We start from the raw sequence: 26,886 nt of genomic DNA, 5'->3' as shown, positions 1-26,886 counted from the left end.
GTCACTGCAAAATGCAAACGCGCGGCTCACGTGACCTTGAGTGCCTCTTGCAGCTTTTCGCGGAAATGGCGCGGCGAGAGGCTCGCGAGGTTGGAGTGGATTTCCCGGCTCACCCGCGCCGCCAGAGCCGCGGACATGGCATCCCGCATCGCGCCCAGCATCCGCGGCGGCGCGACGAGGACCAGCGTGTCGAATTGCTCTCGCCCGAGGCGCTCTTCGAGACGTTCACACAGCTGATGCGCGAAAGCGATCTCCGGCGCGTGGTCCGGATCGCCATGCGGCGCCATCGTGGCCCGCCGCCCGGGCGACCCGCTCGAGAAGCTGCGACCCGCCTTATCGCGCGGGCTCTCATGCGGCGCTTCCAGCTCGAAGACCGCCTTGCTTCCCTCGGCATCGGCCAGCACATGCGCGCTGGCGGCGTTCATCACAACGATCCATTCGGTTTTTTTCGGCTGTCGCATCGGCTCACCTATTTTGAGAACAGCACCGGCAGGTGGGATTTTTCCAACAGGCGCGTGGTCACCGCGCCGATCACGAAGTCATAGAGCCGCGAATGGCCGTAAGCGCCGACGGCGATCATCTCGGCCCCGCGTTCGCGCGCGGTATGGAGCAACGCATCGCCCGCTTCCGAGGTCGTCTTCATCCGATCCAGAAGCGTCACGTCGAAGCCGCGCCGGTCCAGCGCCGCCGCGAGGTCGTCGCGCAAATCGTCCACGGCCTCCCGCTCGCCTTCCGACGGCGACACGGAAAGCAGATCGATCCGCGCACCATGCGCCGCAAGGTAGAGCATGTCATGCACCGCCCGCATCGCCTCGCGGCTGCACGAAACCCCGACGAGGATATGTTGCGCGGGCTTATCGAGCTGCGCAGCCTCGCTCACCACCAGAACCGGACGCCCGGCCTGGCGGATCAGTTGCTCTTGCATACGCACGTCGCCCGCGCGCCCGGAATGGGCCGGCACCTGCGCGGACAGGACGAGGTCGGCGGCGCGGCAGCTATCGACGAGAAAATCGATCAGCGCGTCACGCGCACCGCTCGGGCTACGAAATTCGCCCTGCACATCCTCGGCCTTGAGCGCATGCTCAAACGTCTCGCGGATCGCGGCCGCCTCCTTGCGCTGCCAGTCGACGAATTCGGGATAGACGATCGGATCGCTCGCAAGATCGCCGCCCAACAGCGGCAGCGGCTCCACGCCATGCGCCCCGATCAGATGCGCCTCGAAGCGGCGACACAGCGAGGCCGCCATCGGAGCGAGCCAGCGGGCTTCGTCGGTCTCTAGAAAGGCAGCGGCAATGGTTCGCGGAATCATCTTGGGGCTCCTGAGTGGTCACAACGGCCCGAACCTACGGCGCTGAGCGCGAAACGGCATTGATCGTGCGCAACGTCGTATCCTTTCGCGTGGCCGCGCGCCGCTATGCGCGCCGTCAATGCGGGTGCCGCGCTGGTCATCAAAGCTTGATGCCGTTCCATCATTGAGATTCTTCGCACGGGAGATCCAGCATGACACCTCAAGCCAAAGAGATTGGCATCAAACACGAGAACACCCCGCCGACCAACAAGACCCCGAGTGCCGAAACACCCGCGAAAGGCGCCGCCACCAGCGCCTCTGCGCCTGCGCGCGGGCGCGATGTGTTCGGGATGTTGCGCGCGGAGATCGATCGCCTTTTCGACGATTTCACACATTCCGGACGCGATTGGTCCCGCGCTCTGAGCCTGCCAGCGGGCTTTGGCGCTCTCTCCGCCCCGGCGATGGATTTCGTCGCGAATGACGGAAGCTACGAGCTGCGCGTCGACCTGCCTGGTCTCAAGCCCGAGGAGATCGAGCTCAAGCTCGAAGACGGGCGGCTCAAGATCCACGGCGAACGCACCAGCGAGCGCGAGGCGCATGAGGGCGACTACGTCCTGCAGGAGCGGAGTTCCGGCAGGCTCGAACGCATGATTGCTCTGCCGCGCGGGGTCGACCCGGACCGCATCGAGGCGGTTCTGAGCGACGGGGTCCTGACCGTGACCCTGCCGAAAGCCGCCGAAGCGCGCGAGAAAGATCGCCGCATCGACGTCAAGGCGCGATGAGCGCGCATCACCCGGGCGGCCCTTCGCGCCCCGAACTGTCAGCGCGACGTGCCGCCCCCTGAACCGGAAGGACAGTCCGATGACCAGAGCCATTCTTGCAACCCTCGCAGCCCTCGCATGGGCCCTTCCCGCCAGTGCGGAAGAGGCCTCCAGCAGCCCGATGACCGCGGCGCAGATGGGGGCCGATCTTTACCAAAATTACTGTGCCACCTGCCACGGCAAGAGCGCGGCCGGCGACGGGCCGCTCAGCGAATATTTCACCACGCAGGTGCCGGCGCTCACCCAGCTTTCGGCGAATAATAATGGGGAATTCCCGCTCGCGCGGGTCGTGCATCTGATCGACGGCGGCCAGCAGATGCCCTTCCACCGGGGCGCGATGCCCAGCTTCGGCCCGACGATGATGGAAGAGACCGCAGGCACGGTCGGCGCGCTCAACGCGGAGATCTACACGCGCGGGCAAATCCTGCTAATCGCGGAATATCTCGCAAGCATTCAAGGCTGAGGCAGCGTCCTCAGCACTCCAACCGGGAGGTTTGACCGATGAAAGTGACTGGCCTGAGTGCCATCGACCACGCCCCGCAGATCGTGGCGGAATGGCTCAACGATCTCGAATATCGCTTGGACAACAAGGACCGCAGCCACGCCTATCTGCTGCTGCGCACGACCTTGCACGCGATCCGCGATTTCCTGACCACTGCAGAAGCTGCCGATCTCGGGGCGCAACTTCCGGTGCTGCTGCGCGGGATTTACTACGACGGCTTCGTGCCCTCGCGCCAACCCGCGCATCCGCGCAATCGCGACGCCTTTGTCGGCCGGGTGGCGGAGGCGTTTGCCGACCGCCCGCTCGACGATCCAGAAGCGGAAGTCGCGGCGGTGTTCGATCTGCTGCATGAACGGATTTCCGAAGGCGAATACCGGCAGGTGACGCAAGCGATGCGCCACTCGCTGCGCAGCCTGCTCGCTTGACCGAGAGGGACTGCTAGGCCCGATCCTTGCCCAACGGTCGCGCCTGCGCCGTGGCGAGGATTTGCGCGACCTCCGCATCGGGAACCTGCCCGAATTAGGTGTAATAGGCCCCGACCGCCCCGAAGAACGACGGCACCAGCGGGCAGATCACGCGGTCGGCCTCGGTGCGGATCGCCTCCAGAGCGTCCTCTGATGCGACCGGGATCGCGCAGACCAGCTCTTCGGGACCGGCGGCCCGAACCGCCCGCAATGCCGCGCGCATCGTGGCCCCCGTCGCCACCCCGTCATCCACGATAATCGCGACCCGCCCGGCCAGCGGCAGACCCGGCGCGCCGTAGCGCTTGATCCGGTCCGCGATCACCTCGCGCTCGCGGGCGGCGAGGCCCTCTAAAGTCGCCTCATCGCAGCCGCTGGCGCGGATCACATCGGCGTTGCGCACCAGCACCTCGCCACGCAGCCCCGCGATCGCCGCAAGCGCCACTTCGGGATTGCTGGGCGCGCCGAGCTTGCGCACGAAGACAAGATCCAGCGGCAGATCGAGGCGCTCGGCCACCTCCCAAGCGACCGGAACCCCGCCACGCGGCAGCGCAAGCACCACCGCGTCGCGCCCGCGATAGGCCTCAAGCTGACGCGCGAGGATGATCCCCGCCTCGGTCCGGTCGGTATAGCCTTCGAGATGACTCATGCGGGCCTCCCCTGCCCATGGGTGCAGTCGGAAGCCAGCGTGCCGTGCCATCGAGGGCGCGGCATTGATCTTCAACAACGGGACATCGACGCAATCGCCGTGTAACCGCGCCGTGCTCCGCACAAAGTGAAAAGAAATTCGGGACCGCCGCACCCGCGGCCCTATGTCGATTTTGAGTGGTCGCCGCATGGCAGAGCGCGACAGCCCGAGAGCAGGAGATCAGCGCCATGAGTTTGAAAGATAACCGCATTCTCGTTGTGGGCGGCTCGTCCGGGATCGGTTTCGGCGTGGCGCAGGCGGCGTTGGACCGCGGCGCACGGGTCACCATCGCCTCCCGCTCGGCGCAGAAAGTAGACGAGGCCTGCGCGCGGCTTGGTGGCGCGGTCGAGGGCGTGACGCTCGACACCGGCGACGCCGCCGCACTGGAGGCATTCTTCGACGCGCGCCCCGAGTGGCACCACATCTATTGCTCGGCGGCCAGCACCAAGGTCGCCGCGCTCAAGGATTTGCCGCTGGAAGACGCCCAAGCCTCTTTCGAGTCGAAATTCTGGGGCGCTTACCGCCTCGCCCGTGCGGCCAAGATCGCGGAAGGCGGATCGCTCACCTTCACCTCGGGTTTTCTGTCGCAACGGCCCAAATCCGGCGCGGCGATCCAGGGCGCGATCAACGCAGGGCTCGAAGGGCTGACCCGTGGCCTCGCGCTGGAATTCGCGCCGGTGCGGGTTAACTGCATCTCCCCCGGGCTGGTGAAAACCGAGATGTACGAGAGCCTTGAGGGCGATGGACGCCGCGCGATGTTCGACAATGCGGCCGAGCGTCTGCCCGTGGGCCAGGTCGGCCTGCCCGAACATATCGCCATTCAGGCGCTCGCCCTGATGGACAACCCTTACATGACCGGCTCCACCGTCTTTGTCGAAGGCGGCGGGTTGCTGGTCTGAGCAAGCGAAAGGACCTCCCATGAAACGCACACTCCTCGGCACGACAGGCTTCGAGATCGCCCCCATCATCTTCGGCGGCAACGTGTTCGGCTGGACGCTGGACGAGGCCGAGAGCTTTCGCATCCTCGACGCCTTCATCGACCACGGGTTCGACGCGATCGACACCGCCGACGTCTATTCGAAATGGGCCGAGGGCAATTCGGGCGGCGAGTCCGAGACCGTTCTGGGCCGCTGGTTCGAAGCGCGTCCGGGCATGCGCGAGAAGGTGAAGCTGTTCACCAAGGTCGGCTCGGATATGGGCGGACCGGGCGAGAAAGGCCTCGGTGCGGAGTGGATTGCCAAAGCCATCGACCGCTCACTGGAGCGGCTCAAGACCGATCACGTCGATCTCTATTTCTCGCATTGGCCCGATGACAGCGTCAGCCATGCCGAGACGCTGGGCGCCTATGACAAACTTCTCAAGGCAGGCAAGGTTCGCGCGATCGGCGCGTCGAATTACGATGCCGAACTGCTGACGGCGGCGCTGGAAACCGCCGATGCAGAAGGTCTGCCGCGCTATCAGGTGATCCAGCCGGAATATAACCTTTATGACCGTGACGGCTTCGACGGGCCGCTGCGCGATCTCTGCCTGCGCGAGAATATCGGCGTGGTCACCTATTTCTCGCTCGCCGCCGGGTTCCTGTCGGGCAAATACCGCTCGAAAGCCGATCTGGAGGGCCGCAAGCGCGGCGGGATGGTCGAGAAATACCTGACCGATCGCGGCATGGCGATCCTCGACGTTCTCGAAGACGTCGCCAGCCAGAAAAGCGCGAAACCGGCCGAGGTCGCGACGGCATGGTTGATCAACCGCGAGGGCGTCAGCGCCCCCATCGCCAGCGCCACCAGCCTCTCGCAGGTGGAGAGCTTCGCGAAAGCCGTGGAGATGAGCCTGACTGACGAAGAGATGCGCCGCCTGACCGACGCGGGCGCTTAATATCTCCTAACTCCCGGGTGGCCCGCCGGGCCACCCGATCCTCTCCTCCCGACCGGACCCCGTTTACATGTATGAAATCGTTTTGCTGATCGTGGCGGCTCTGATCGTCGGGATGTCGAAAGGTGGGCTTTCGACCGCCGCGGCCATTGCGGTGCCGATGCTCGCGCTGTTCATGAACCCCGTGAAAGCGGCGGCGACTCTGCTGCCGGTCTATATCGTGACCGATTGGGTGGGCGTCTGGCTCTACCGCCACCATTTCTCGAAGCGGAACCTTTTCATCCTCGTGCCTGCGATCCTCGCGGGCATCGCCATCGCCACCCTCATCACGCCCTACACACCCGAATGGGCGCTGCTGATCTTCACCGGGTTGATCGGGATCTGGCATGTCGCGCGCGCCTGGCTGAAACGCCATGACGAGAGCCAACCCGAGGCCCGTATCGTACCGGGGCTGTTCTGGGGCACGCTGACCGGGATCGCGAGCTTCATCACCCATTCCGGTGCGCCGCCCGTGCAGGCTTTCCTCCTGCCGCAGAAGCTTCCGAAACTGGAATTCGCGGGCACCATCGCCATTGCTTTCGCGATCGGCAATATCGTGAAACTGCCTGCCTATTGGGTGATCGGTCAGCTCGACGGGATGAACTGGTCGCTGGTCGCGGGGCTTGCGGTGGCAGGCATCGCGGGCACTGTTGCGGGGCGCTGGCTGACCGCGCGGCTGTCGCAGCAGCTCTATATGCGGGTCATCCAGATCATGCTGGCGCTGCTGTCGGTTCTGCTGCTGATCCGCGGCGGGATGCAGGTGATGTGATCAGCGCGGCGGGTAATGGCTGCGCAGGGTCATCGCGTCCTGCCCGATCAACCGCGTAACCGAATTCCCGTTCTCCGAGAAGATCGAGCTTTGCGTATAATATGGGTCTTCCAGATCGGTCGAGAAGCCCAGCGATTGCACGATTTCCTCGAGTACGACCGAGCGGATGTCGCGCATCTGGATGTCCCGGCTGAAGGCGATATCGGCATCGGTGATCCGGCCGGTATTCGTCTGCCAGTAGAAGGTCACTTTCGCGACCGTGCCCCGACCGAGCCGCCTGCCGTTGAGGCGGTGCGAGGGCGTTCCCCGCACGGTGCCGCCAACGGGCGTGTCGGTCAGATAGAGATTGATATCCGCGGGGCGCGCCCCGGCATAGCTCAGGTGCAGCGCGGCGCCGGTCTTGTTGATCTGGTCGATCGCCGCGCGGGCGGCCTCTTCGATGGCATGGGCGCGCTTGGCGGGGAAATGCTTCGAGCGGAAGGCGATGCCCACCGTGAGATCGCTGCACTTGCTCGCGGCCCATCGGCGATAGGGCAAGGTGCAGGCGCCCCCGGGTCGCGCGGCGCAGGCCATCGCCCGGTAGAAGTCGCGATCGCTCATCTTGCCGGAATTGGCAATGTTGCGATCGGCGGCGGCGTCGCGAGCTTGCGCGGGGAGCGCGACGCTCAGCGCAAGCGCGATGCTGGCTGCACCGGACATCACCCGGCGCGAAATTCCTGCTACCTTTTCAGTCCCTTGCAAACCGATCTTAAAGCCCTCTCTTAACTCAGAACCGAACAGGCGCGGCGGGTGGCGAGGGCGTAACCCTCGATCCCGAAGCCCGCCAGAACCCCCTCGGCCCGCTGCGAGATGAAGGAATGATGGCGGAAGCTTTCGCGTTTGTGAACATTCGAAATATGCACTTCGAAGACCGGGCCCTCGAAGGTGTTGAGCGCATCGAGGATCGCGACGGAGGTGTGGGTATAGGCGCCGGCATTGATCACGATGGCGCAGGCTTCGTCGCGCGCGCGGTGGATCTGTTCGACGATCTCGCCTTCGAAATTCGACTGGAATAGCTCGACCTCGAAGCCCCTGGGTTGCGCCTCCTCGCGGCAGATCCGCTCCACGTCCTCGAGCGTGTCCGAGCCGTAAATCTCGGGCTGGCGCTTGCCCAGAAGGTTCAGGTTCGGGCCGTTGAGGATATGGATGGTCTTCGACATTCTGCGCTCCGGATGGCGCGTGGGACGGGTGCGCCCTGCCCCCAGCGCGGATCATTTCCCCAAGCTATAGGGCCTTGCGCGGGTTCGCGTCCAGCAAAAGGGCGTGATCGGCGGACGGGGTGGCGCCTTGGTCACGCTCGACGAATTGGCGCAGCTTGGAGAGGTTCTTGCGCGAGAGCACGCCGAGCGCCGAGACCGGCCCACCCAGATGATTGGCACGGATCGCCCGGTAGTCCTCGGCCATCTTGCGGCGCAGATGCGCGAGCGAGCGGTTGCTGACGCCGCCCAGCCGCATCTTGTAGAGAAGCTCCGGCAGGTAGACCGCGCGACCTTGGAGCGCGCTGAAGACACGCAGCATGAAGTCGTAATCCGCCGCGATCCGGTAAGAGGTGTTAAAGCCTCCCAGCCGCGCATAGGTGGAACGCCGCAGGTAGAGCGTTGGGTGTGCAGGCGCCCATCCCCGGCGCAGCTTGGCCGGGGTAAAGCCGCCATTGGCCCAGTGACGGATCACCGTATCCGGATCGCCGCGCAGCACATAATCGAGATTGGCGAAGACCGCCTCGACCCGCGGATCGGCGAAAGCCGCGGCGACATGGGCCAGCGCATCACGATGGGCCAGCATATCATCGGCATGAACGAAGCCCACGACCTCGCCCGTGGCCCGCACGATACCCTTGTTGAGCGCATCGTAGAGGCCCGCATCGGCCTCGCTAAAAGCTATCATCCGAGAATGGCGCGCAGCCTCGATCTCTGCGAGCGAGCGATCAAGCGAGCGCCCCTCGATGATAAGATGCTCGAGATCGCGGTGACTCTGCCGTGCGACCGAGGCGATGGCGTCGCCGACGGTGTCCTCAGCGTCATAGACCGCAGTAATCAGGGAAATCTTCATCGACCTTACCCATCCGTTAGGAACTCCACTAACGCTGCGTCAACACGATTAAGAAATCCCTAACGCCACTCTGGCCCCGCCAACGCGCCGCATGGAAAGGCCGGGCGCTGCGGCCCGGCCTTCTCTCGTCATGGGTCTTGCGATCACTCCGCAGGGTTGGCCTGCGCCCCTTGCGGTGCCGGTGGCGGGGTCGGATCGGCCCCGTAGAGATCGCCCGGCAATTCGGATGGCATCGCGTGATCGGCCTCCTCGTCGCTCTGGTAGCGCTGGTTGTGGCGATAGAGCATCAAGGGGTCCCATCGCAGCGCTTTCAGCAATCCGACGAGGATGAAGAAGCACACGATGGCGAAGGGGAAGCCCGCGACGACCGCCGCCGCCTGCAGCGCGTTCAGCCCGCCTGCGAGCAGCAGCACCGAGGCCACCGCGCCTTCGGTGATTGCCCAGAAGATCCGCTGAACCTTCGGCGGATCGGCGTCGCCGCCCGCGGTCAGCATATCGATCACGAAAGAGCCCGAGTCCGAGGAGGTCACGAACCACATCACGATCAGGATCACCGTGAAGCCCGACATCACCTTCGCCGCCGGGAAATGGTCGAGCAGCGCGAACATCGCGTCGCCATAGGCGTTCTTCGTCGCGTCCACGATGGTGCTGTCACCGCCCAGCGAGATGTCGAGCGCGGTGCCGCCAAAGGCGCAGAACCAGAAGAACATGATCGTCGTCGGCAGCAGCATCACGCCCACCACGAATTCGCGGATCGTGCGCCCTTTCGAGATGCGCGCGATGAAGACGCCCACGAAGGGCGACCAGGAGATCCACCACGCCCAGTAGAAGATGGTCCAGCTATTCTGCCACGAGCCGTCCTTCTGCCACGCCTCGGTCCAGGAGCCCCAGCTGACGAGCTCCGCGATGTAGTCGCCATAGCTTTGGACGAAGAGGTCGAAGATGAAGATGGTCGGGCCGACGATCACCATGAAGGCGAGAAACACGATCGACAGGCCGATATTGAGGTTCGACAGTCGTTTGATCCCACCATCGAGGCCCGCCACGACCGACAGGGTCGCAGCCGCCGTGATGCAGGCGATGATGATGATCTGCACGAAGGGCGATTGGTCGATGCCGAAGACGGTGCCGAGGCCCGAATTGATCTGCATCGCGCCGAGGCCCAGCGAGGTCACGATCCCGAACATGGTGCCGAACACCGCGAGAATATCGACCGCAGAGCCCCACGGCCCGTAGATCTTCTCGCCCAGAAGCGGATAGAGCGCCGAGCGGATCGTCAGCGGCAGGCCCTTGCGGAAGTGGAAATAGGCCAGCGCCAGCGCCACGACCGCATAGATCGCCCAGGCCTGGAAGCCCCAGTGCATGAAGGCGATGGTCATCGCTTGCCGGGCGGAGGCTTGCGTTTCCGCCTCGCCGACGGGCGGGGCGAAGAAGTGATACAGGGGCTCGGCCACGCCCCAGTAGATCAGACCGATCCCGATCCCGGCCGAGAATAGCATCGCCGTCCATGAAAAAAGCCCGTAAGCGGGCTTGTCGGTCATGCGACCCAGTCGGATATCGCCATAAGGTCCGAAGGCGAGAAAGACGGTTGCGGCAAGGAATAGGTTCACCTCGACAATCAGCGCCCAACCGAGGTTGGTCGCGAGCCAGTCCTGCAAGCCGGTGAAGAGCGCCTTGGCCTGATCGCTGAACATGGCGCCGAAGATGATGAACCCGATGATGAGGACCGCAGAGACGAGGAACACCGTCTTGTGGACCTTGGGGAATATGAACAGCCGTTCTTGCGGCATCTTATCGTGCATTGGTCTCCCTTTCTGTTGGTGCGCCGGATCGCGTCGGTTGACGAGACTGGGCGCCCAATCCCCGCACGTCTCGGCAGGGTTCCCTCGGATCGATCAATGTTCCATGCGTGCGCCGGGTTCCGCCGATTTGTGAAAAAGCAAATCGCACGCGACGGAATGAGGGGACTTGGCAGCGAGAAGATTTTCGCTCAATCTGCCGTTCAGGGCTGAAGGCGATGGCGTCGCCGGCGCAGCTTGCGCCCGCCCTGTCTCACCCATCCTGCACGCCGGGATCTTGCTTTGTCGCAGCGCGCGACGGGGGAAGATCGTCCCTCGGCGCGTTGCGGCCTCTGATAAGGAAGAGTGCCGATGGACCGTCCTGCTTTTTACCGCTTTCACCAAGGCGAGCGCATCCTGCCCTTCGCCGCCACCGAATACGACGCACGGCTCGCGGGTCTGCGCGCGGCGATGACCGAGGCGGGCATTGATGCCTGCCTGTTCACCTCGATGCATAACATCGCCTATTACTCGGGCTTTCTGTACTGCGCCTTCGGGCGGCCCTATGCGCTGGTGGTGACGCCGAGCGACAGCGTGACGATCTCGGCGGGGATCGATGCTGCGCAGCCGTGGCGGCGCTGTCACGGCGACAACATCACCTATACCGACTGGGCGCGGAACAATTACTGGCGCGCGATCGCGTCGGTGACTGGCAAGCGCCGCGTGCTGGGCGTCGAATCCGATCACCTGACGCTGGCGCAGGCGGCGCTCCTGCAGGATTTCCTCGAGCCCTCGCTGACGCATGACATCGCCCCGGCCACGATGCGGCAACGGATGCACAAATCCCCCGCAGAGATCGCGTTGATCCGGCAAGGGGCGGCCGTCGCCGATGTGGGCGGCTATGCGATCCGCGAGGCGATCCGCGAAGGCGTGCGCGAGATCGATGTCGCGATGGCGGGCCGCGATGCGATGGAGCTGGAGATCGCCAAGCGGTTCCCCGAGGCCGAATATCGCGACACCTGGGTCTGGTTCCAGTCGGGGATCAACACCGACGGCGCGCATAACCCGGTCACGGGGCGCGTGTTGCAGCGCGGCGATATCCTGTCGCTCAACACCTTCCCGATGATCTCGGGCTATTACACGGCGCTGGAGCGGACGCTTTTTGTGGGCGAGGTCGACGACGCCTCGCGCGCGATCTGGAAGGCGAATGTCGCCGCCCATGAATACGGGATGAGCCTGTTGCAGCCGGGCGCGAGCTGCGCCGACGTGACAGAGAAGATCAACGCCTTCTTCGCTGATCGCGATCTGCTGCAATACCGCACCTTCGGCTATGGCCACAGTTTCGGGGTGCTGTCGCATTACTACGGGCGCGAAGCGGGGCTGGAGCTGCGCGAGGATATCGACACGGTGCTGGAGCCCGGCATGGTGATCTCGATGGAGCCGATGCTGACGATCCCCGAGGGCCAGCCCGGCGCAGGCGGCTACCGCGAACACGACATCCTCGTGATCACCGAGGACGGCGGCGAGGACATCACCGGCTATCCCTACGGGCCCGCGTTCAACGTGGTCGGCTGAGGTGACCCGAACACGCGGGCGGCCCGCCTGCCCGCGTGACTACGAGACTGCGCGGACATGACCGAAAAGAGATCACGCGCGGCCTGCGCAAAGCGGGTATTATTGGTGAATGCTGGGGGATTGTGGCGGAGCGGAAGGGATTCGAACCCTCGAGACGGTTCCCCGCCTACACGCTTTCCAGGCGTGCGCCTTCGACCACTCGGCCACCGCTCCGCCGGCGGGTTTATCCGCAAATCCGGGCGGGATGCAAGACCCGATCCGGAATAATGCGCAGGTCATGAAAAAGCCCTGAAATCACGCGGGTTCGGCGCTTGCGCGCCTGCGCGGCGGCTCCTAGCATAAGAAAAACAGGTTACGCCCCCGTCAGGGTCAGGCACAGGAAGATGATGAAGATGAAGGACACTCCCGATGAGGGCCGCCCTGCCCTGATCGATGGGCGCGCGTTCGAGCCGCGTGCGCTCACCAATGTGCTTCTGGGCATCATCGCCTTCGCGCTGGCGCTGTTCCTGATGGTGCAGGCGAAATTCATCCTGATTTCTCTGGCCATCGCGATCATCCTGTTCTCGCTGACCTCCGAGGCGATCAACGCGGTCGGGCGGCTGCGCATCGGGCCGGTCTCGATTCCGCCGCGTCTGGCCTCGCTGGTGGCGCTGGCGCTGATCGCGGGCGGGCTGCTGACGCTGAGTGCGGTGCTGATCTCTCAGGTCAACACGGTCGTGACGATGGTGCTGAACTATGCGGGCCCCGCGCAACAGGCGATCGCGCAGCTCTTCGGCTGGATGGGTCCCGAGGTTGAGCAATCGGTTCTGGAATCGATGCAGAGTATTCAGGTGGCGGGCTATCTGACCACCTTGGCGGGTCAAGCGTCGAACCTGCTGTCGGCCACGATCCTGATCATTCTCTTCGTGGGCTTCCTGTTCGCCGAGCGGATCTGGTTCGACGCGAAGCTGAACTCGCTGATGGGCGATTCCGAGAGCGCCGAGCGGATCGCGCGGATGGTCGGCACGATCATGCGCCGGGTGAACCACTACCTTCTCGTGAAAGCCATCGTCAGCGCGGTCACCGCCGTCGCGGTCTATGGCGTCTTCACCGTGGGCGGGTTCGATCTGGCGCTGCCGGTCGCGATCATCACCTTCGCGCTGAACTTCATCCCTTCGATCGGCTCGATCATCGCAACCGTCATCGCGACGCTCGCGGTCTATGTGCTGACCCAGAACCCCTATACCGCGGGCACGGTGCTGGTCGCGGTCGGCATCCTGCAATTCGTGATCGGCAACGTGATCGACCCGATGCTGATGGGCCATGCACTGCGGCTGTCGAGCTTCGGGATCATCATCTCGCTCGCCTTCTGGGGCGCGGTCTGGGGGCTGCCGGGGATGTTCCTCGCCGTGCCGATCATGGTGGCGCTGATGATCATCTGCGCGCAAAGCCCGCGCCTGCGCCCCTTGGCGGTGCTGCTGTCGCGCGAAGGTCTGCCGGATATGGAGCATTAAGCGGCGCGACCGAAAACGGGGATTGGATTGACCGGCACGAGGCTTAGATAGGGAGGCAAGGAGACCCTATGACCATTCCCTTCGACAACAGCTATGCCCGCCTGCCCGACAGCTTCTTCGAGCGTCAGCCGCCCCAACCGGTGAAAGCGCCCGAGCTGGTGATCCTGAACCGCGACCTTGCCGAGCGTTTGGGGCTCGATGCCGATTGGCTGGAAAACCCCGAGGGGCTCGCGATGCTGGCGGGCAATACGATGCCCGAAGGCGCCGAGCCGATCGCACAGGCCTATGCGGGCCACCAGTTCGGCGGCTTCGTGCCGCGTCTGGGCGACGGGCGCGCGGTGCTGCTGGGCGAGATCGTGGCGCCGGATGGCAAGCGCTTCGATCTGCAATTGAAAGGCGCGGGGCGCACGCCGTTTTCGCGCGGACGCTCTGACGGGCGGGCGTGGATCGGCCCGGTGCTGCGCGAGTATGTGCTGAGCGAAGCGATGGCGAAGCTGGGCGTGCCAACGACGCGCGCGCTGGCCGCAGTACGCACGGGCGAGACGGTGGTGCGCGATGCCTCGGGCCGCCCCGGCGCAATCCTGACCCGCGTCGCACGCAGCCATATCCGCGTCGGTACCTTCCAGTATTTCGCGGCGCGCAATGACCTCGAAGGATTAAGAACGCTCCTCAACGCCTTGATAGAACGCCACTATCCAGATTGCGAAACACCGCTTGAGGTGCTGCGCGCGGTCGCGGCGAAGCAAGGCGAGCTGGTCGCGAAATGGATGGCGATCGGCTTCATCCACGGGGTGATGAACACCGACAACATGGCGCTGTCGGGAGAAACGATCGACTATGGCCCCTGCGCTTTCATGGACCACTACCATCCGGGGCGCGTCTTCTCTTCCATCGACCAACAAGGGCGTTATGCCTATGCGCGCCAGCCGCAAGTGGCGGTCTGGAACCTCGCGCAATTCGCGACCTGCCTGATGCCGCTCATCGGTGACGATGATGCCGCCATCGAACAGGCGAGCGCCGCGGTCGACAGCTTCATCGGCGTCTATCAGCGCGAGTGGCTGCGACTGATGGGCCGCAAGATCGGCATCGCGGAAGCGACCGAGGACGATCTGCCACTGATCGAGGATCTGCTGAACCACATGTCGACCGAGAAAGCCGATTTCACGCGCGTGTTCAGTGCGTTGCGGCGCGATCCTAAGGCAGCGAGCAAGGAATTCACCGAGCCGATGGCCTTTGATCTCTGGCGCGAGGGCTGGGAAAAGCGGATCGCCAGCGAGGATGATCCGCACTCCGTCATGGCCGCCGCGAACCCGCTGCGCATCCCGCGCAATCACCGGATCGAGGAAATGATCGCGGCGGCGGTCGAAGGCGATGACGGCCCGCTCCATAGCCTCATGGCCGCGCTCGCGGATCCCTATGCGGAGGACCCGCGTTACGCCGCATATGAAGCTGCGCCGAAATCCGATGAACGGGTGTATCGGACCTTCTGCGGCACATAAAGAACACCCTGTAAGGCACTCAGAAAAATGACACTTCGGATCGCTTCCTACAATCTGCACAAATGCGTGGGGACCGACCGTAAGCACGATCCGGCGCGGGTCGTGAATGTCATCAATGCGTTGCATGCCGATGTGATTGCCTTGCAGGAGGTCGACAAGCGCATGGGCGAGCGTCCGGCGGCGCTGCCGCAAAAGCTGATCGAGGAAGAGACCGATTTCATCCGCCACGACATGCCCCGCACCACCGCCGCCTCGCTGGGCTGGCATGGGCAGGTCGTGCTGGTGCGGCGCGGCTCGCGGGTGCTGGGGGTCGAGCCGGTCACCCTACCCGGTCTCGAGCCACGCGGCGCGATTGCGGTGAATATCGCCCCCGACAGCGGCGCGCCTTTCCTGCTGATCGCGGCGCATCTGGGACTGCGGCGCACGGATCGGCGTGCGCAATGGGCGCGGATCGCAGAGATCATGGCCGGGGTGAAACCGCACCCCGCCCTCGCCATCGGCGACTTCAACGAATGGCGCGCGCGGCACGGGTTCGAGGCGCTGACCGGGTTTCACATCCATGCGCCGGGCGCGACCTACCCGTCGCGCGCGCCGATCGGCCAGCTCGACCGGATCGTGACCTCGCCGGGTCTGCGCGTGGTGCGCAAGGGCGTGCTGGATACGCCGCTGGCGCGGGTGGCCTCGGATCACCTGCCGATCTGGGCCGATATCGGTGGCATCGTCACCCGGGCGCATCCCAGTTCGTGACGCGCCTTGAAGGCCGATCACACCCGCGCTAGGTGGGCCTTGACCATCCGGTCAGGAGCGCCCCATGACACCCGAACCCACCGACCACGATAACCTGCGCGGCTCGATGCTGATGATCCTCGCGATGGCGGGGTTCGCGCTGGAGGATATGTTCATCAAGATGCTCGCGGGCGACTGGCCGGTGGGGCAAATTCTCGCCGCCGTGGGGCTTGGCGGCGCGACGATCTTCGCGGTGCTCGCCAAGCTGAAGGGCGAGCGCATTTTCACCCGCTCGCTGCTGTCCTCGGCGCTCTGGCTGCGCAATCTGGGCGAGATCGTCGGCACCGGCTTCTTCGTCTCCGCCGTGGCTTTCACGCCGCTGGCCCAGGCGACCGCGATCCATCAGGCGACGCCGCTTGCGACCACGCTTGGCGCGGCGATCTTCCTCAAGGAGCGGGTCGGCTGGCGCAGGCTCTCGGCCATTCTGATCGGCTTTCTGGGCGTGCTGGTCGTGATCCGCCCCGGCACCGAGGAATTCTCGATGCTCTCGCTTCTCGCGGTCGGCGCGGTCATCGGCCTATCGATGCGCGACGTCACCACGCGGCGCGTGCCGCGCGATGTGACCTCGCTGCAGGTGGCGACGCTGGGCTTCTTCTGCGTGCTGCCGCTGGGGTTGGTGCTGCTGGCGGTCCTACCCGAGCCGATCGTTACGCCCGAGCCGATGGATTGGCTCTACCTCGCTGGTGCGCTCGCGATCGGGCCGGTCGGTTACTACGCGCTGATCGCCTCGGTGCGGCTGGGCGAGATCGCTGTCATCATGCCGTTTCGCTATTCGCGCCTCGCCTTCGCCGTCGTGATTTCCACCGTCGTTTTCGCCGAGCCGCCGGATCGCTGGACGCTCATCGGCGGGGCGGTGATCGTGGGCTCTGGCCTCTACGCGCTGTGGCGTCAGGCCAAATTGCGTCGTGAAGGCCGCCGTTAGCGGTAACATTTCTTCCAGAAATCGCCCTTACGGCCTTTTCGCAGGCGCAGCACGGGTGTATGCACCTAGCCAAGCATCAACCGGAGCCCGAGGAGAGCGCCCCATGAGCACCATCATCGACATCCACGCCCGCGAGATTCTCGACAGCCGTGGCAACCCCACCGTCGAAGTCGACGTGATCCTCGAAGACGGCACGATGGGCCGTGCGGCCGTGCCGTCGGGCGCCTCCACCGGCGCGCATGAGGCGGTCGAGCGCCGCGACGGCGACAAGGCCCGCTACATGGGCAAAGGCGTTCTGGAAGCCGTGATGGCCGTGAACGGTGAAATTGCGGAAAACCTTGTCGGCGAGGACGTCACCGAGCAGGTCGAGATCGACCGCGCGATGATCGAACTCGACGGCACCGAGAACAAGGGCCGCCTCGGCGCCAACGCGATCCTCGGCGTCTCGCTCGCCTGCGCGAAAGCGGCTGCCGATTTCTCGACTCTGCCGCTTTATCGCTATGTCGGCGGCACCTCGGCCCGCATCCTGCCGGTGCCGATGATGAACATCATCAATGGCGGCGAACATGCCGACAACCCGATCGACATCCAGGAATTCATGATCATGCCGGTCTCCGCGGGCAATATCCGCGACGCGGTGCGCATGGGTTCGGAAGTGTTCCACACGCTGAAGAAAGAGCTCTCGGCGGCGGGCATGACGACGGGTCTGGGCGATGAGGGCGGCTTCGCGCCGGAACTCAGCTCGACCACCGCCGCGCTCGACATCATCCTGAAATCGATCGAAAAAGCGGGCTACAAGCCGGGCGAGGACATCTACCTCGCGATGGATTGCGCCTCGACCGAATATTACAAGAACGGCAAATACGAGATGAAGGGCGAAGGCCTCTCGCTGACCTCGGAAGAGAATGTCGACTATCTCGAAAAGCTGCTGGGCGCCTACCCGATCATCTCGATCGAAGACGGTATGGCCGAAGACGACTGGGAGGGCTGGAAGCTCCTGACCGAGCGCCTGGGCGACAAGGTGCAGCTGGTGGGCGATGATCTCTTCGTGACCAACCCGACCCGTCTGGCCGATGGCATCAAGCAGGGCGTCGCGAATTCGATGCTGGTGAAGGTCAACCAGATCGGCACCCTGACCGAGACGCTGCAGGCCGTCGATATGGCGCATCGCGCGGGCTACACCAACGTGATGAGCCACCGCTCGGGCGAGACCGAGGACGCGACCATCGCCGATCTCGCGGTCGCGACCAACTGCGGTCAGATCAAGACCGGCTCGCTGGCACGTTCGGACCGGCTCGCGAAATACAACCAGCTGATCCGTATCGAGGAATCGCTGGGCGAGACCGCGGAATATGCGGGTCGCTCGATCCTGCGCTAAGCGTACCTCGACGTGAGACACCCAAGCCCCCGGCGGAGCACGCGCTTCGCCGGGGGTTTTCGTTTCGCCTTCGGCGAGGATATTTGAGCCAAGCCGAAGGGGCGATTGCGCCGCGCCCTAATCCGCGTCACTGTCGGGCCATGATCAAGGCTCTGATTTTCGATGTGTTCGGCACCTGTGTCGATTGGCGCAACTCGGTCGCGCATGAGGTGGAAATCGCCTTTCCCGGGATCGATTCCCTTGCCTTCGCCGATGCGTGGCGCGCCGAATACGATCCTGCGATGCGGCGCATTCGCGACGGGGGGCGCGGCTATGTGGCGCTCGACGATCTGCATCGCGAGAACCTGCACCGGGTGGCCGAACGCTTTGCGGTCTCGGCGCCCGATAGCCTCTCGCATGTCTGGGAGCGGCTCAGCCCTTGGCCCGATGTGGTCGGCGGCCTTCACGCGCTCAAGCGCCATGCGATCATCGCGCCCTGCTCCAACGGGTCCATCGCGCTGATGACGCGGCTTGCGCGCCATGCGGGGCTGCCGTGGGATTGCATCCTCGGCGCGGATATTGCGCGCGACTACAAGCCCAAGCCCGAGGTCTATCTGGCCTCATGCGCCGCGCTGCGCCTGCCGCCCGAAGAGGTGATGATGGTGGCCGCGCATAACGACGACCTCGCAGCGGCGCGGGCGCTGGGACTGCAGACCGCTTTCGTGCCGCGTCCCACCGAATACGGGCCCGCTCAGGACAAGGACCTTGTGCCGAGCGAGGACTGGGACGCGATCGCGCCCGATTTCGAGACGCTGGCGAAGGAGCTTTTCGCATGAGTGAGGCTGACGCGATCATCGAAGCCCTCGGCCTCGCGCCCCATCCCGAGGGCGGGCATTACCGCCAGACCTGGGAAGCCGAGGCCGCAGACGGCGCGCGCCCTTCGGGCACCTGCATCTATTTCCTACTCAAGGCGGGCGAGCGCAGCCATTGGCACCGGGTCGATGCGACCGAGATCTGGCATTTCCACGCAGGCGCGCCGGTGCAGCTCGATATCGCGCCGCAGGAGGCGGGGCCGGTGCTGGAATTGCTGGTGGGCCCCGACGTGCTTGGCGGCGATCAACCGCAGGGGATCGTGCCCGCGGGCCAGTGGCAATCGGCGCGCTCGACCGGGGCGTGGAGCCTTGTCAGCTGCACCGTCTCGCCGGGCTTCCGCTTCGAGGGCTTCGAACTGGCCCCGAGAGGCTTCGACATCCCTCGCTGATCACCAGAGCCCGATGCTCGCCCAGCGGGATAGCTGATCGAGCCAGCTGATCGGCGGCCACCAGAGCAGCGTCAGCACGATCACCGCACCCACCAGCCCGACCGCCAGCGCCAGTTCGCGCCGGTGACACAGCGTCTGCGCCGCCGCCGACCACAGCAGGTTGCGGATCACCGGCCAGTGCAGCTTGATGTGCCAGATCCCGGCGAAGATGAAGAGCACCCCCATCGCGAGGTGCAAAAGCTCCCAGTCGGCGCGGTTCAGCGCGAGGAGCGACCAGTCGATATCCCGCGCCACCCGGCCCGAGGGCGCGATGCTGACGACGAGGCCGGAGGCGACCATGACGACGAAGCTGAGCCCCGCAAGGAAGACTGCGGCGGCCCGGTTCGAGAACGGGGCCTGCTTGCGCGCCTGCGGCGTGGGACAGGGATCGGTTGGAGTTTGAGACATAGAATTACCCTCTGCGTTGAGGCCAATCCTAGCGCCGTCCGCCGCGGCGCGGCATGATCGGCGTCAAGTGATGTGAATTTAGCCGGGCCGCGAGACCTTGCCGCCGCCGATCAGCGCCGAGACCCCGGTCGTGGACGGCCCCGAGGTCGCCATCCCGCGCGCAACCCGCACCGCGAGATATGCGAAGGCCTGCGCCTCGAGCATGTCGCCATCGAGCCCGATATCCTCGACCGGCTGCACCGGCACGTTCATGCGCCGCTGCAACGCCACCATCAGCGCGGTGTTGAGCCGCCCGCCGCCGCAGACATAGATCGCTTTCGGCGGCGTCGGGTAATGCTCGCCCGCGCGCGCGACCGAGGCTGCCGCACAGGCCGTCAGCGTCGCTGCCGCATCCGCGTCGTCCAACTCCGCGACACGGGTCAGGATGTCGTGGAAATCGTTCCGGTCGAGCGATTTGGGCGGCATTTTCAGGAAATAGGGATGCGTCAGGAAGGCCTCGACCATGGCCTCGTCAACGCGGCCCGCCAACGCCAATTCGCCCCCCGCATCGAACTCGGCCTTGCGCCGCAGCCGCATCAGGTCGTTGATCGGCGCGTTGGCGGGGCCGGTGTCGAAGGCCAGCACCGCACCCGGCACCTCGGCCGAGGGCTGACGCGGATCGACCCAAGTAACATTGCCGACGCCGCCGAGGTTCAAAAACACCGCCGGCGCGTCGAGCTTGGCATATTTCGCGCAGGCGAAATGGAAGAACGGCGCGAGCGGCGCGCCCTGCCCGCCCATCTCCACATCGGTGGAGCGGAAATCCCAGACCACCGGGCGCGACAGCACCTCGGCCAGAACCGAGCCGTCGCCTGCCTGATGGGTGCGGCGCGGCCCCTGCATCCCGTAGGGATCATGGGCGAGCGTCTGGCCGTGAAACCCCACGAGCTGCGCCTCTCCCAATCCGCTGAGCAGTTCGGCATGGGCGGTCTCGACCACCTCGCAGGCGTCTTCCACCCCCGGCTCTCCGGGCCAATGCCCGAGAGCTGCGTGGAGCGTCGCACGCTCGGCCTCGGTATAGGGGCGGTAGTCGCTGCGGCCGAAATCGAGGATGCGGGTTCCGTCGGTCAAAACGAGCGCCGCGTCCACCCCGTCCAAGGACGTGCCCGACATGGCGCCAACTGCCCAGACCGGCCCGGATTTCAACATGGCTTCCCTCTCGTCGCCTGCCCCGATATACGCACGCTCAGACGAAAGGAACAAGCACGATGACCTACCATCCGAAATCAGACTTCATGCGCGTGATGATCGAGCGGGGCTTTCTGGCCGACTGCACGGATTATCAGGGGCTGGACGAGGCTTTGGCGAAGGGGGTCGTGCCGACTTATATCGGCTATGATGCGACGGCGAAGTCGTTGCATGTCGGCCACCTGCTGAACATCATGATGCTGCGCTGGCTGCAAAAGACCGGCCACAAGCCGATTACCCTGATGGGCGGCGGCACCACGAAGGTCGGCGATCCGTCGTTCCGCTCCGATGAGCGCCCGCTGCTGACGCCCGAAGCGATCGACGAAAACATCGCCGGGATGAAGCAGGTCTTCGCGAAATACCTCGATTACGGCGACGGACCGACCGATGCGCTCATGCTGAACAACGCGGAATGGCTCGACGGGCTGAACTACCTCGAATTCCTACGCGATATCGGGCGGCATTTCTCGGTCAACCGGATGCTGTCCTTCGAGAGTGTGAAATCGCGGCTGGATCGCGAGCAATCGCTGTCCTTCCTCGAATTCAACTACATGATCCTGCAGGCCTATGACTTCCTCGAACTGAACCGCCGCTACGGCTGCCTGCTGCAGATGGGCGGATCGGATCAGTGGGGCAATATCGTCAACGGGATCGACCTGACGCGCCGTGTGCTCGATCACGAGATCTACGGGTTGACCTCGCCGCTTCTGACCACCTCGGACGGCCGCAAGATGGGCAAGAGCCAGGGCGGCGCGATCTGGCTGAACTCGGACATGCTGAGCCCTTACGAGTTCTGGCAGTTCTGGCGCAACACGACCGATGCCGATGTGGGCCGTTTCCTGAAGCTTTACACCGAGCTTCCGGTCGAAGAATGCGAGCGCCTGGGCGCGCTGGAAGGCTCCGAGATCAACGCGGCGAAGGTGCGTCTGGCCAACGAGGTCACAGCGCTCTGCCACGGCTGGGACGCGGCGCATGCCGCCGAGGCGACCGCGCGCGAGGTCTTCGAGAAAGGTGGCGTGGGCGACGACCTGCCGACGCTCACGCTGACGGTCGAGGAACTCGGCGACGGGATCAGCCTCGCGCAGCTCGTGGTGCGCTCGGGGCTTGCGAAATCGGGCAAGGACGGCAAGCGGCTGATCGCGGAAGGCGCGCTCAAGGTCGATGACGAGACCTGCGCCGATCCGGGCCGGATGTTCACCGCCGCCGATCTGGAGACCCCGGTGAAGCTGAGCGCGGGCAAGAAGCGCCACGCGCTGGTCGAAGTCGAGTAAACCTTTCGGGCGCGCCTCACGCGGGCGCGCCCAAGCCCCTTTCCCGATCCGATCGGCTGTGGCACTCTTTGCTTATGAGCAAGGTCACCAATCTCAACCAGTTTCGCAAACAGCAGGCCCGCGTGAAGAAACGCGAGCAAGGCTCTGTGAACGCTGAGAAATTCGGACGTAGCAAGGCCGAAAAGACGCTGCAGGAAAGACGCGCCACGAAAGAGCGGCGCGATCTCGACGGGCATCAGCGCGAGCATGACGAATGAGCCGACCGAAGAAACGCTCCCTGACGCTGGGCGGGCATCGCACCTCGGTCACGCTGGAGGATGAATTCTGGCGCGCCTTCCGCGACATCGCGACCGAAAAAAACCTTGGGCTCAATGAGTTGGCAGCCGAAATTGATGTAGATCGCGGCACCGAGACGGGCCTTGCCACGGCAATCCGCCTCTACGTTCTGGCCTATTACCGGGCGCGCGCGATCTCGTAAGGCAGGCCGCGGCGCACGGCGCTTTCCGCCGCCCAAGCAAGCTCCTTGCGCGAGCGATAGTCGGAGACGGAGAGCGGCGTGTGGAACACCACCTCAACCGCGCCCTGCCGCCTCTGGGCCAGCACTTTTATCAGATGCGACCCGAATTCCATATCGCCCCACCAGCCATAGAACCGCACGTCCTCGCCCGCGGGGGGCGTGTAGACGACGGTGACCGGCTGGATCTGCATCACGCGCTCCAGCCCGTGGCTGTAGAAGGCCTGAAACAGCGTCGGCTTGAAGGGCAGCACCCGGCGCGCATCGGTAGAGGTGCCTTCGGGGAAGAACAGCAGGTGATGGCCCGCGCGGATGCGATCCTCGAACAGCCCCTGCTGGGTCTTGGCCTCGCGCGGATCGCGCTTGATGAAGACGGTGCCGGTGGCCCGTGCGAGCCAGCCGACGAAGGGCCATTTGGCGACCTCGGCCTTGGAGACGAAATAGACCCGCTGGCAGGCATTGAGCGCGAAGATATCGAGCCATGACCCATGATTGGCGACCACCGCGCCGATCTTGGTCATCGGACGTCCGGTGACGCGATAGGAGATCCCGAGGATCGGGAAGCTCATCCGGCAGACCGCCTGCGTGATCCACGGCGTCCAGGGCCGCGCCAGCCCGTGAACCGGGCGCTCCACCAGCCGCACCAGCAGCAGCACGATCAGCCCGATCAGCAGCATCAGCCCCCAGATCAGTCCGCGCAACACAGCCCGCGTCCAGTCGAGCGCGCCAAGCGGTTTGGGATCGGGTTCGTCCTCGATCCAGCTCACGCGCGACCCTCGAAACGACGGGTGTAGAAGCTGCGATGCTTGTCGCTCATCGCCTTGGTATCCATCAGCAAAAGGACATCGGTCGTGTTGAAGGGACGGTCGATGAAGGCACCCTCGCCCACGAAGCCGCCAAGCCGCAGATAGGCCTTGATCAGATTGGGCATCTGAGCCAGAGCCGCGCGCCGATCCAGCGCCTCCTCGGGCACGAGGTCCATCGGCTGATAGGCTTCGGGCCGTGCGCGCGGGCGCATATGTTCGGGCGCAAGATGATGGTGATGCAACCAGGAGAGCGGCGCTTTCAGCATCTCGGCATCGGTGCCGTGGAAGGAGGCCACGCCGAAGAGAATCTCGATGTCATGGGCCAGCACGTAATCGGCGAGCGCGTTCCACAGAAGCAGCATCGCCGCCCCGCCGCGATAGTCCGGATCGACGCAGGAGCGGCCCAGCTCCAAGAGTTTGCGCCCCGTGCCGATCAGCGGCGAAAGGTCATATTCGCTGTCGCAATAAAACTGCCCTGCGCGCTCCAGCCGATCCGAGGGCAGCAGCCGATAGGCCCCCACCACATGCTCGCCTTCCGCGCGTGCCGGGTCGACCAGCAGCAGGTGATCGTAGACGGGGTCCAGCCGGTCGCTTTCCAGACGATTTTCGTGATCGACCGTCTCACCGCCGCCGCCGAGCTCTTCAACGAAAACGCGATAACGGAGCCGCTGCGACGCCACGAGATCGGCGGCATCACGGGCCAGCCTGATTTCGAATGCGGCGCTGTCGATCACGGGCGTCCTCCTGCCGATCTTCGCTGGCCCGGTTTAGAAAGCCGCGCCCGGATTGGCAATATCGCGCGGTGCGCGCCGTGTCATCGGCGCATCACGGAGGGTTCAATCGCCACATCCCAAGGTTGAAGGTTTCCCACACGACCTCACGAAGCTGTTAACCATTCGTCAACTTTGTTCAGAGAAAACCAATTCCAGCGCGACCCGCCGCCCGTCCAGGACAAGCTTGCCTTGATGCTCGAAATTTACCGTCACTTTTTCGCCGATACGCGATTGAACCTGTCCGGTGCCCCAGTCGGGCTGGGCCGGGTTTCTGACCAGCATGCCGGGTTCGAGAATTTCATAGATCACATTTCACCTATTGGAGAGTTTAATGCCATTCGAGACCGCCAATGCCGGTACGGACGACGATGATTTGACCGCCCTTGTGGGCTCGCGCCTGTGTCATGACCTTATCAGCCCGATCGGGGCAATCGGCAATGGGGTCGAATTGCTCACCATGACGAGCGATGCGCCCGGGCCCGAGGTCGAGTTGATCGCCCAAAGCGTGGCGGCGGCGAATGCGCGCGTCAAGTTTTTCCGGGTGGCCTTCGGGCGGGCCGGCGCGGAACAGCAGCTTGGCGAGGCGGAAGTCGCCGGAATGTTGGGCGAATTATCGGCGCAGAGCCGTCTGGACTACGAGTGGAAAGTGCCGGGCGATGCACCGCGCGCCGAGGTGAAGCTGGCGTTTCTCGCGATGCTCTGCCTGGAGACCGCGCTGCCCTTCGGCGGCACGCTGCGCGCGCTGCCCTGCGGCGATGGCTGGATGATCACCGCGCGGTCCGAGAAAGCGCGGCCTAATCGGGAGGTTTTCGCCGTGCTCGACGGCGCCCAGATGGAGCTGACGCCCGCGCGGGTGCAATTCGCGATGCTGCCGCGCGAGGCAGCGCGGCAGGGCCGCAGGCTCGACTGGTCGGTAGACGCCGACGGCGGCACGATCGCATTCTGAGGTCTCAGGGGTGTTCGGTGCGCCTTAAGGGCGCACCGTGCCATGCCCCGTCACAAGATATTTGAACGAGGTCAGTTGCTCGGCGCCCACCGGGCCACGCGCATGCATCTTGCCGGTCGCGATCCCGATCTCTGCGCCCATCCCGAACTCGCCGCCATCGGCGAACTGGGTCGAGGCGTTGCGCATCAGGATCGCGCTGTCGAGCCGCTCGAAGAAGCGGTCGGCGGCGGCGTCATTCTCGGTCAGGATCGATTCCGTGTGCTGGCTGCCGTAGCGTCGGATATGTTCGATCGCGCCATCCACGCCATCGACGATCTTCGCCGCGCAGATCATATCGAGGAATTCGCGCCCGAAATCTTCCGCGCTCGCCTCGGTGACGCCCTCGATTTGCAGCAGATCGCCGGTGCCGCGCACCTCGACGCCCGCCTTGAGCAAATCTTCGATCAGCACGCCGCCATGCTTCTCCCAGAAGGCGCGGTCGATCAGCAGACATTCCATCGCACCGCAAATTCCGGTGCGCCGGGTCTTGGCGTTCACCACAACCGCCCGCGCCTGTTCCAGATCGGCAGCCCCGTCGGCATAGATATGGCAGATGCCTTCGAGATGCGCGAAGACCGGCACGCGCGCCTCCGCCTGCACCAACCCGACGAGCCCCTTGCCCCCGCGCGGCACGATCACGTCGATGAATTCGGTCGCGCGCAGCATCTCGGCCACGGCGGCGCGGTCTCGGGTCGGTACAAGCTGGACAGCCGCTTCGGGCAGGCCCGCGGTGCGCAGACCTTCGAGCAGGCAGGCATGGATCGCACGGCTGGAATGGAAGCTCTCCGAGCCACCGCGCAGGATCACCGCATTGCCCGATTTCAGGCACAGCGCGCCTGCATCCGCGGTCACATTGGGCCGCGATTCATAGATCACGCCGATCACGCCAAGCGGCGTACGCACGCGCTTGATATGCAGCCCCGAGGGCATGTCCCATTCCGCGATCGTGTCGCCCACCGGATCGCGCTGAGCCGCCACCGCCCGCAGACCCTTGGCGATCGCCTCGATCCGCGCGTCGTCCAGCATCAGCCGGTCCATCATCGCGGGGCTCAGCCCCTTCTCCGCGCCGTAGGCCATATCCTCGCCATTGGCGGTAATGATCTCGCCCTTGCGCGCGAGCACCGCATCGGCGGCCGCTTCCAGCGCCTTTTTCTTCACCTCAGCGCTGGCGAAGGCCAGCTCCGCCGCCGCCGCACGCGCGGCCGCGCCCATCGTCTCGATCAGCCCTTTGGCGTCCATGTCGTCTTTCATTGCGCACCTCTACCGGATTTCCCGGTCTGTCCCGTCTTCACCCATTGCGCCAGCTTCACCGCCAGCACGATCCACGGCAGCCCGTGCATCACCAGATCGAACCAGTCGATCGGACGCACCAGCGTGCCCGCCACCAACATCTTCAGCTTTTCCCAGATATGTGGCTCTGGGGTGAATGGCGCGAGACCGAGCAGTGCTGCGAAAAGCACCGCCTGCAGCAGGGTGATGTGGTCGAAAACCTGTTTGATCCAGCGCATGCGCTCCTCCCGAAACTTCGCCCGGATATAAGCGACAGATGCGCGTTTCACAAACGCAACTTTACCGTAAAAGGGGGGAAAGTGGCGCGGTTGACGGGGCTCGAACCCGCGACCCCCGGCGTGACAGGCCGGTACTCTAACCAACTGAGCTACAACCGC

At 64.8% G+C, this 26,886-nt stretch carries 32 protein-coding genes and 2 tRNA genes; 18 read left to right on the top strand and 16 right to left on the bottom strand.

Annotated elements, in window-relative coordinates; all coding sequences use genetic code 11:
- Positions 1-26 precede the first annotated feature (26 nt).
- Positions 27-461, bottom strand: coding sequence for a host attachment protein (locus BMI89_RS17770; protein ID WP_078572188.1), 435 nt, complete (start codon positions 459-461; stop codon positions 27-29).
- A gap of 8 nt (positions 462-469) precedes the next feature.
- Entirely contained in the window at positions 470-1,309 is an 840-nt protein-coding gene (locus BMI89_RS17765) for a universal stress protein (protein ID WP_078572187.1), read from the bottom strand.
- A gap of 191 nt (positions 1,310-1,500) precedes the next feature.
- Here BMI89_RS17765 and BMI89_RS17760 point away from each other — a divergent pair, with 191 nt between their 5' ends.
- From BMI89_RS17760 to BMI89_RS17750, 3 genes are all read left to right on the top strand, one after another.
- Positions 1,501-2,070 (top strand): Hsp20/alpha crystallin family protein, encoded by a 570-nt coding sequence (locus tag BMI89_RS17760; RefSeq protein ID WP_078572186.1) that lies wholly within the window; start codon positions 1,501-1,503, stop codon positions 2,068-2,070.
- A 79-nt stretch (positions 2,071-2,149) separates the two neighbouring features.
- On the top strand, positions 2,150-2,572 hold the full coding sequence (locus BMI89_RS17755) for a cytochrome c (RefSeq protein ID WP_078572185.1): 423 nt from the start codon (positions 2,150-2,152) through the stop codon (positions 2,570-2,572).
- Between the two features lie 38 nt (positions 2,573-2,610).
- On the top strand, positions 2,611-3,036 hold the full coding sequence (locus BMI89_RS17750) for a DUF2267 domain-containing protein (protein WP_078523151.1): 426 nt from the start codon (positions 2,611-2,613) through the stop codon (positions 3,034-3,036).
- Between the two features lie 94 nt (positions 3,037-3,130).
- Here the strand turns inward: BMI89_RS17750 and BMI89_RS17745 are convergent, their stop codons facing one another.
- On the bottom strand, positions 3,131-3,721 hold the full coding sequence (locus tag BMI89_RS17745; RefSeq protein ID WP_078572184.1) for a phosphoribosyltransferase family protein: 591 nt from the start codon (positions 3,719-3,721) through the stop codon (positions 3,131-3,133).
- Positions 3,722-3,948: 227 nt separating this feature from the next.
- Here BMI89_RS17745 and BMI89_RS17740 point away from each other — a divergent pair, with 227 nt between their 5' ends.
- The 3 genes from BMI89_RS17740 (at position 3,949) to BMI89_RS17730 (ending at position 6,437) form a co-directional block, all read left to right on the top strand.
- Entirely contained in the window at positions 3,949-4,659 is a 711-nt protein-coding gene (locus BMI89_RS17740; RefSeq protein WP_078572183.1) for an SDR family oxidoreductase, read from the top strand.
- 19 nt (positions 4,660-4,678) lie between these two features.
- Entirely contained in the window at positions 4,679-5,632 is a 954-nt protein-coding gene (locus BMI89_RS17735) for an aldo/keto reductase (protein WP_078572182.1), read from the top strand.
- A gap of 67 nt (positions 5,633-5,699) precedes the next feature.
- Positions 5,700-6,437 (top strand): sulfite exporter TauE/SafE family protein, encoded by a 738-nt coding sequence (locus BMI89_RS17730; protein WP_078572181.1) that lies wholly within the window; start codon positions 5,700-5,702, stop codon positions 6,435-6,437.
- On the opposite strand, the gene BMI89_RS17725 is transcribed toward BMI89_RS17730, so the two are convergent.
- The 4 genes from BMI89_RS17725 to BMI89_RS17710 form a co-directional block, all read right to left on the bottom strand.
- Positions 6,438-7,136 carry a DUF2927 domain-containing protein gene (locus BMI89_RS17725; RefSeq protein ID WP_078572180.1) on the bottom strand — a complete coding sequence of 233 codons (699 nt, stop codon included), beginning with the start codon at positions 7,134-7,136 and terminating at the stop codon, positions 6,438-6,440.
- Between the two features lie 62 nt (positions 7,137-7,198).
- Positions 7,199-7,636 carry a type II 3-dehydroquinate dehydratase gene (aroQ, locus tag BMI89_RS17720; RefSeq protein ID WP_078541320.1) on the bottom strand — a complete coding sequence of 146 codons (438 nt, stop codon included), beginning with the start codon at positions 7,634-7,636 and terminating at the stop codon, positions 7,199-7,201.
- Between the two features lie 64 nt (positions 7,637-7,700).
- The gene (locus BMI89_RS17715; RefSeq protein WP_078572179.1) at positions 7,701-8,525 is read right to left on the bottom strand and encodes a glycosyltransferase family 2 protein; all 825 of its coding nucleotides are present in this window, start codon (positions 8,523-8,525) and stop codon (positions 7,701-7,703) included.
- Positions 8,526-8,668: 143 nt separating this feature from the next.
- A complete protein-coding gene (locus BMI89_RS17710) occupies positions 8,669-10,327 on the bottom strand; it encodes a BCCT family transporter (RefSeq protein WP_078572177.1) in 1,659 nt (552 codons plus the stop codon).
- A 348-nt stretch (positions 10,328-10,675) separates the two neighbouring features.
- On the opposite strand from BMI89_RS17710, the gene BMI89_RS17705 reads away from it, so the two are divergent.
- Positions 10,676-11,878 carry a M24 family metallopeptidase gene (locus BMI89_RS17705; protein ID WP_078572175.1) on the top strand — a complete coding sequence of 401 codons (1,203 nt, stop codon included), beginning with the start codon at positions 10,676-10,678 and terminating at the stop codon, positions 11,876-11,878.
- A 123-nt stretch (positions 11,879-12,001) separates the two neighbouring features.
- Here the strand turns inward: BMI89_RS17705 and BMI89_RS17700 are convergent.
- Positions 12,002-12,091: transfer RNA gene (locus BMI89_RS17700), tRNA-Ser, on the bottom strand.
- A gap of 179 nt (positions 12,092-12,270) precedes the next feature.
- Between BMI89_RS17700 and BMI89_RS17695 the strand changes: the two genes are divergently transcribed.
- From BMI89_RS17695 to BMI89_RS17665, 7 genes are all read left to right on the top strand, one after another.
- A complete protein-coding gene (locus tag BMI89_RS17695; RefSeq protein ID WP_078572276.1) occupies positions 12,271-13,371 on the top strand; it encodes an AI-2E family transporter in 1,101 nt (366 codons plus the stop codon).
- Positions 13,372-13,439: 68 nt separating this feature from the next.
- Positions 13,440-14,870: a protein adenylyltransferase SelO gene (locus tag BMI89_RS17690; RefSeq protein ID WP_078572173.1), complete on the top strand. Its 1,431-nt coding sequence runs from the start codon at positions 13,440-13,442 to the stop codon at positions 14,868-14,870.
- A 27-nt stretch (positions 14,871-14,897) separates the two neighbouring features.
- Positions 14,898-15,617 carry an endonuclease/exonuclease/phosphatase family protein gene (locus tag BMI89_RS17685; protein ID WP_078523140.1) on the top strand — a complete coding sequence of 240 codons (720 nt, stop codon included), beginning with the start codon at positions 14,898-14,900 and terminating at the stop codon, positions 15,615-15,617.
- Between the two features lie 64 nt (positions 15,618-15,681).
- The gene (locus tag BMI89_RS17680; RefSeq protein WP_078572171.1) at positions 15,682-16,578 is read left to right on the top strand and encodes a DMT family transporter; all 897 of its coding nucleotides are present in this window, start codon (positions 15,682-15,684) and stop codon (positions 16,576-16,578) included.
- A gap of 103 nt (positions 16,579-16,681) precedes the next feature.
- Complete coding sequence (eno, locus tag BMI89_RS17675; protein WP_078572169.1) at positions 16,682-17,956, top strand: phosphopyruvate hydratase; 1,275 nt, start codon at positions 16,682-16,684, stop codon at positions 17,954-17,956.
- A gap of 140 nt (positions 17,957-18,096) precedes the next feature.
- Complete coding sequence (locus BMI89_RS17670) at positions 18,097-18,771, top strand: haloacid dehalogenase type II (RefSeq protein WP_078572167.1); 675 nt, start codon at positions 18,097-18,099, stop codon at positions 18,769-18,771.
- Positions 18,768-19,196 carry a cupin domain-containing protein gene (locus BMI89_RS17665; protein WP_078572165.1) on the top strand — a complete coding sequence of 143 codons (429 nt, stop codon included), beginning with the start codon at positions 18,768-18,770 and terminating at the stop codon, positions 19,194-19,196. Before BMI89_RS17670 ends, BMI89_RS17665 begins: the two co-directional genes overlap by 4 nt.
- On the opposite strand, the gene BMI89_RS17660 is transcribed toward BMI89_RS17665, so the two are convergent.
- Positions 19,197-19,643: a DUF4405 domain-containing protein gene (locus tag BMI89_RS17660; RefSeq protein ID WP_078572163.1), complete on the bottom strand. Its 447-nt coding sequence runs from the start codon at positions 19,641-19,643 to the stop codon at positions 19,197-19,199. It abuts the gene before it with no gap.
- Positions 19,644-19,721: 78 nt separating this feature from the next.
- Positions 19,722-20,831 (bottom strand): anhydro-N-acetylmuramic acid kinase, encoded by a 1,110-nt coding sequence (locus BMI89_RS17655; protein WP_078572161.1) that lies wholly within the window; start codon positions 20,829-20,831, stop codon positions 19,722-19,724.
- A 59-nt stretch (positions 20,832-20,890) separates the two neighbouring features.
- On the opposite strand from BMI89_RS17655, the gene tyrS reads away from it, so the two are divergent.
- The 3 genes from tyrS (at position 20,891) to BMI89_RS17640 (ending at position 22,619) form a co-directional block, all read left to right on the top strand.
- Positions 20,891-22,141 carry a tyrosine--tRNA ligase gene (gene tyrS / locus BMI89_RS17650; RefSeq protein WP_078523134.1) on the top strand — a complete coding sequence of 417 codons (1,251 nt, stop codon included), beginning with the start codon at positions 20,891-20,893 and terminating at the stop codon, positions 22,139-22,141.
- A 74-nt stretch (positions 22,142-22,215) separates the two neighbouring features.
- Complete coding sequence (locus tag BMI89_RS17645) at positions 22,216-22,398, top strand: DUF4169 family protein (protein WP_078572159.1); 183 nt, start codon at positions 22,216-22,218, stop codon at positions 22,396-22,398.
- A complete protein-coding gene (locus tag BMI89_RS17640; RefSeq protein WP_078523132.1) occupies positions 22,395-22,619 on the top strand; it encodes a ribbon-helix-helix domain-containing protein in 225 nt (74 codons plus the stop codon). The genes BMI89_RS17645 and BMI89_RS17640 overlap by 4 nt, the downstream gene beginning before the upstream one ends.
- On the opposite strand, the gene BMI89_RS17635 is transcribed toward BMI89_RS17640, so the two are convergent.
- From BMI89_RS17635 to BMI89_RS17625, 3 genes are all read right to left on the bottom strand, one after another.
- The gene (locus BMI89_RS17635; protein ID WP_246832063.1) at positions 22,595-23,422 is read right to left on the bottom strand and encodes a lysophospholipid acyltransferase family protein; all 828 of its coding nucleotides are present in this window, start codon (positions 23,420-23,422) and stop codon (positions 22,595-22,597) included. The two genes, BMI89_RS17640 and BMI89_RS17635, sit on opposite strands and share 25 nt — an antisense overlap.
- A complete protein-coding gene (locus tag BMI89_RS17630) occupies positions 23,419-24,195 on the bottom strand; it encodes a GNAT family N-acyltransferase (RefSeq protein WP_246832062.1) in 777 nt (258 codons plus the stop codon). Before BMI89_RS17630 ends, BMI89_RS17635 begins: the two co-directional genes overlap by 4 nt.
- A gap of 165 nt (positions 24,196-24,360) precedes the next feature.
- Positions 24,361-24,540: a DUF3553 domain-containing protein gene (locus BMI89_RS17625; RefSeq protein WP_093477165.1), complete on the bottom strand. Its 180-nt coding sequence runs from the start codon at positions 24,538-24,540 to the stop codon at positions 24,361-24,363.
- A 25-nt stretch (positions 24,541-24,565) separates the two neighbouring features.
- On the opposite strand from BMI89_RS17625, the gene BMI89_RS17620 reads away from it, so the two are divergent.
- Positions 24,566-25,180: a histidine phosphotransferase family protein gene (locus tag BMI89_RS17620; RefSeq protein WP_078572157.1), complete on the top strand. Its 615-nt coding sequence runs from the start codon at positions 24,566-24,568 to the stop codon at positions 25,178-25,180.
- Between the two features lie 24 nt (positions 25,181-25,204).
- Here BMI89_RS17620 and BMI89_RS17615 read toward each other — a convergent pair whose 3' ends face one another.
- The 3 genes from BMI89_RS17615 to BMI89_RS17605 form a co-directional block, all read right to left on the bottom strand.
- Positions 25,205-26,470 carry a glutamate-5-semialdehyde dehydrogenase gene (locus BMI89_RS17615; protein WP_078572155.1) on the bottom strand — a complete coding sequence of 422 codons (1,266 nt, stop codon included), beginning with the start codon at positions 26,468-26,470 and terminating at the stop codon, positions 25,205-25,207.
- Entirely contained in the window at positions 26,467-26,727 is a 261-nt protein-coding gene (locus BMI89_RS17610; protein WP_078541348.1) for an RND transporter, read from the bottom strand. Before BMI89_RS17610 ends, BMI89_RS17615 begins: the two co-directional genes overlap by 4 nt.
- Positions 26,728-26,809: 82 nt before the next feature.
- A tRNA-Asp gene (locus BMI89_RS17605) sits at positions 26,810-26,886 on the bottom strand.

The organism is Thioclava sp. F36-7 (genome assembly GCF_002020075.1).
GTDB classification, from domain to species: Bacteria; Pseudomonadota; Alphaproteobacteria; order Rhodobacterales; family Rhodobacteraceae; genus Thioclava; species Thioclava sediminum.
Note: the sequence above shows the minus strand (reverse complement) of the source record. Positions and strands in the feature narration are given on the sequence as shown.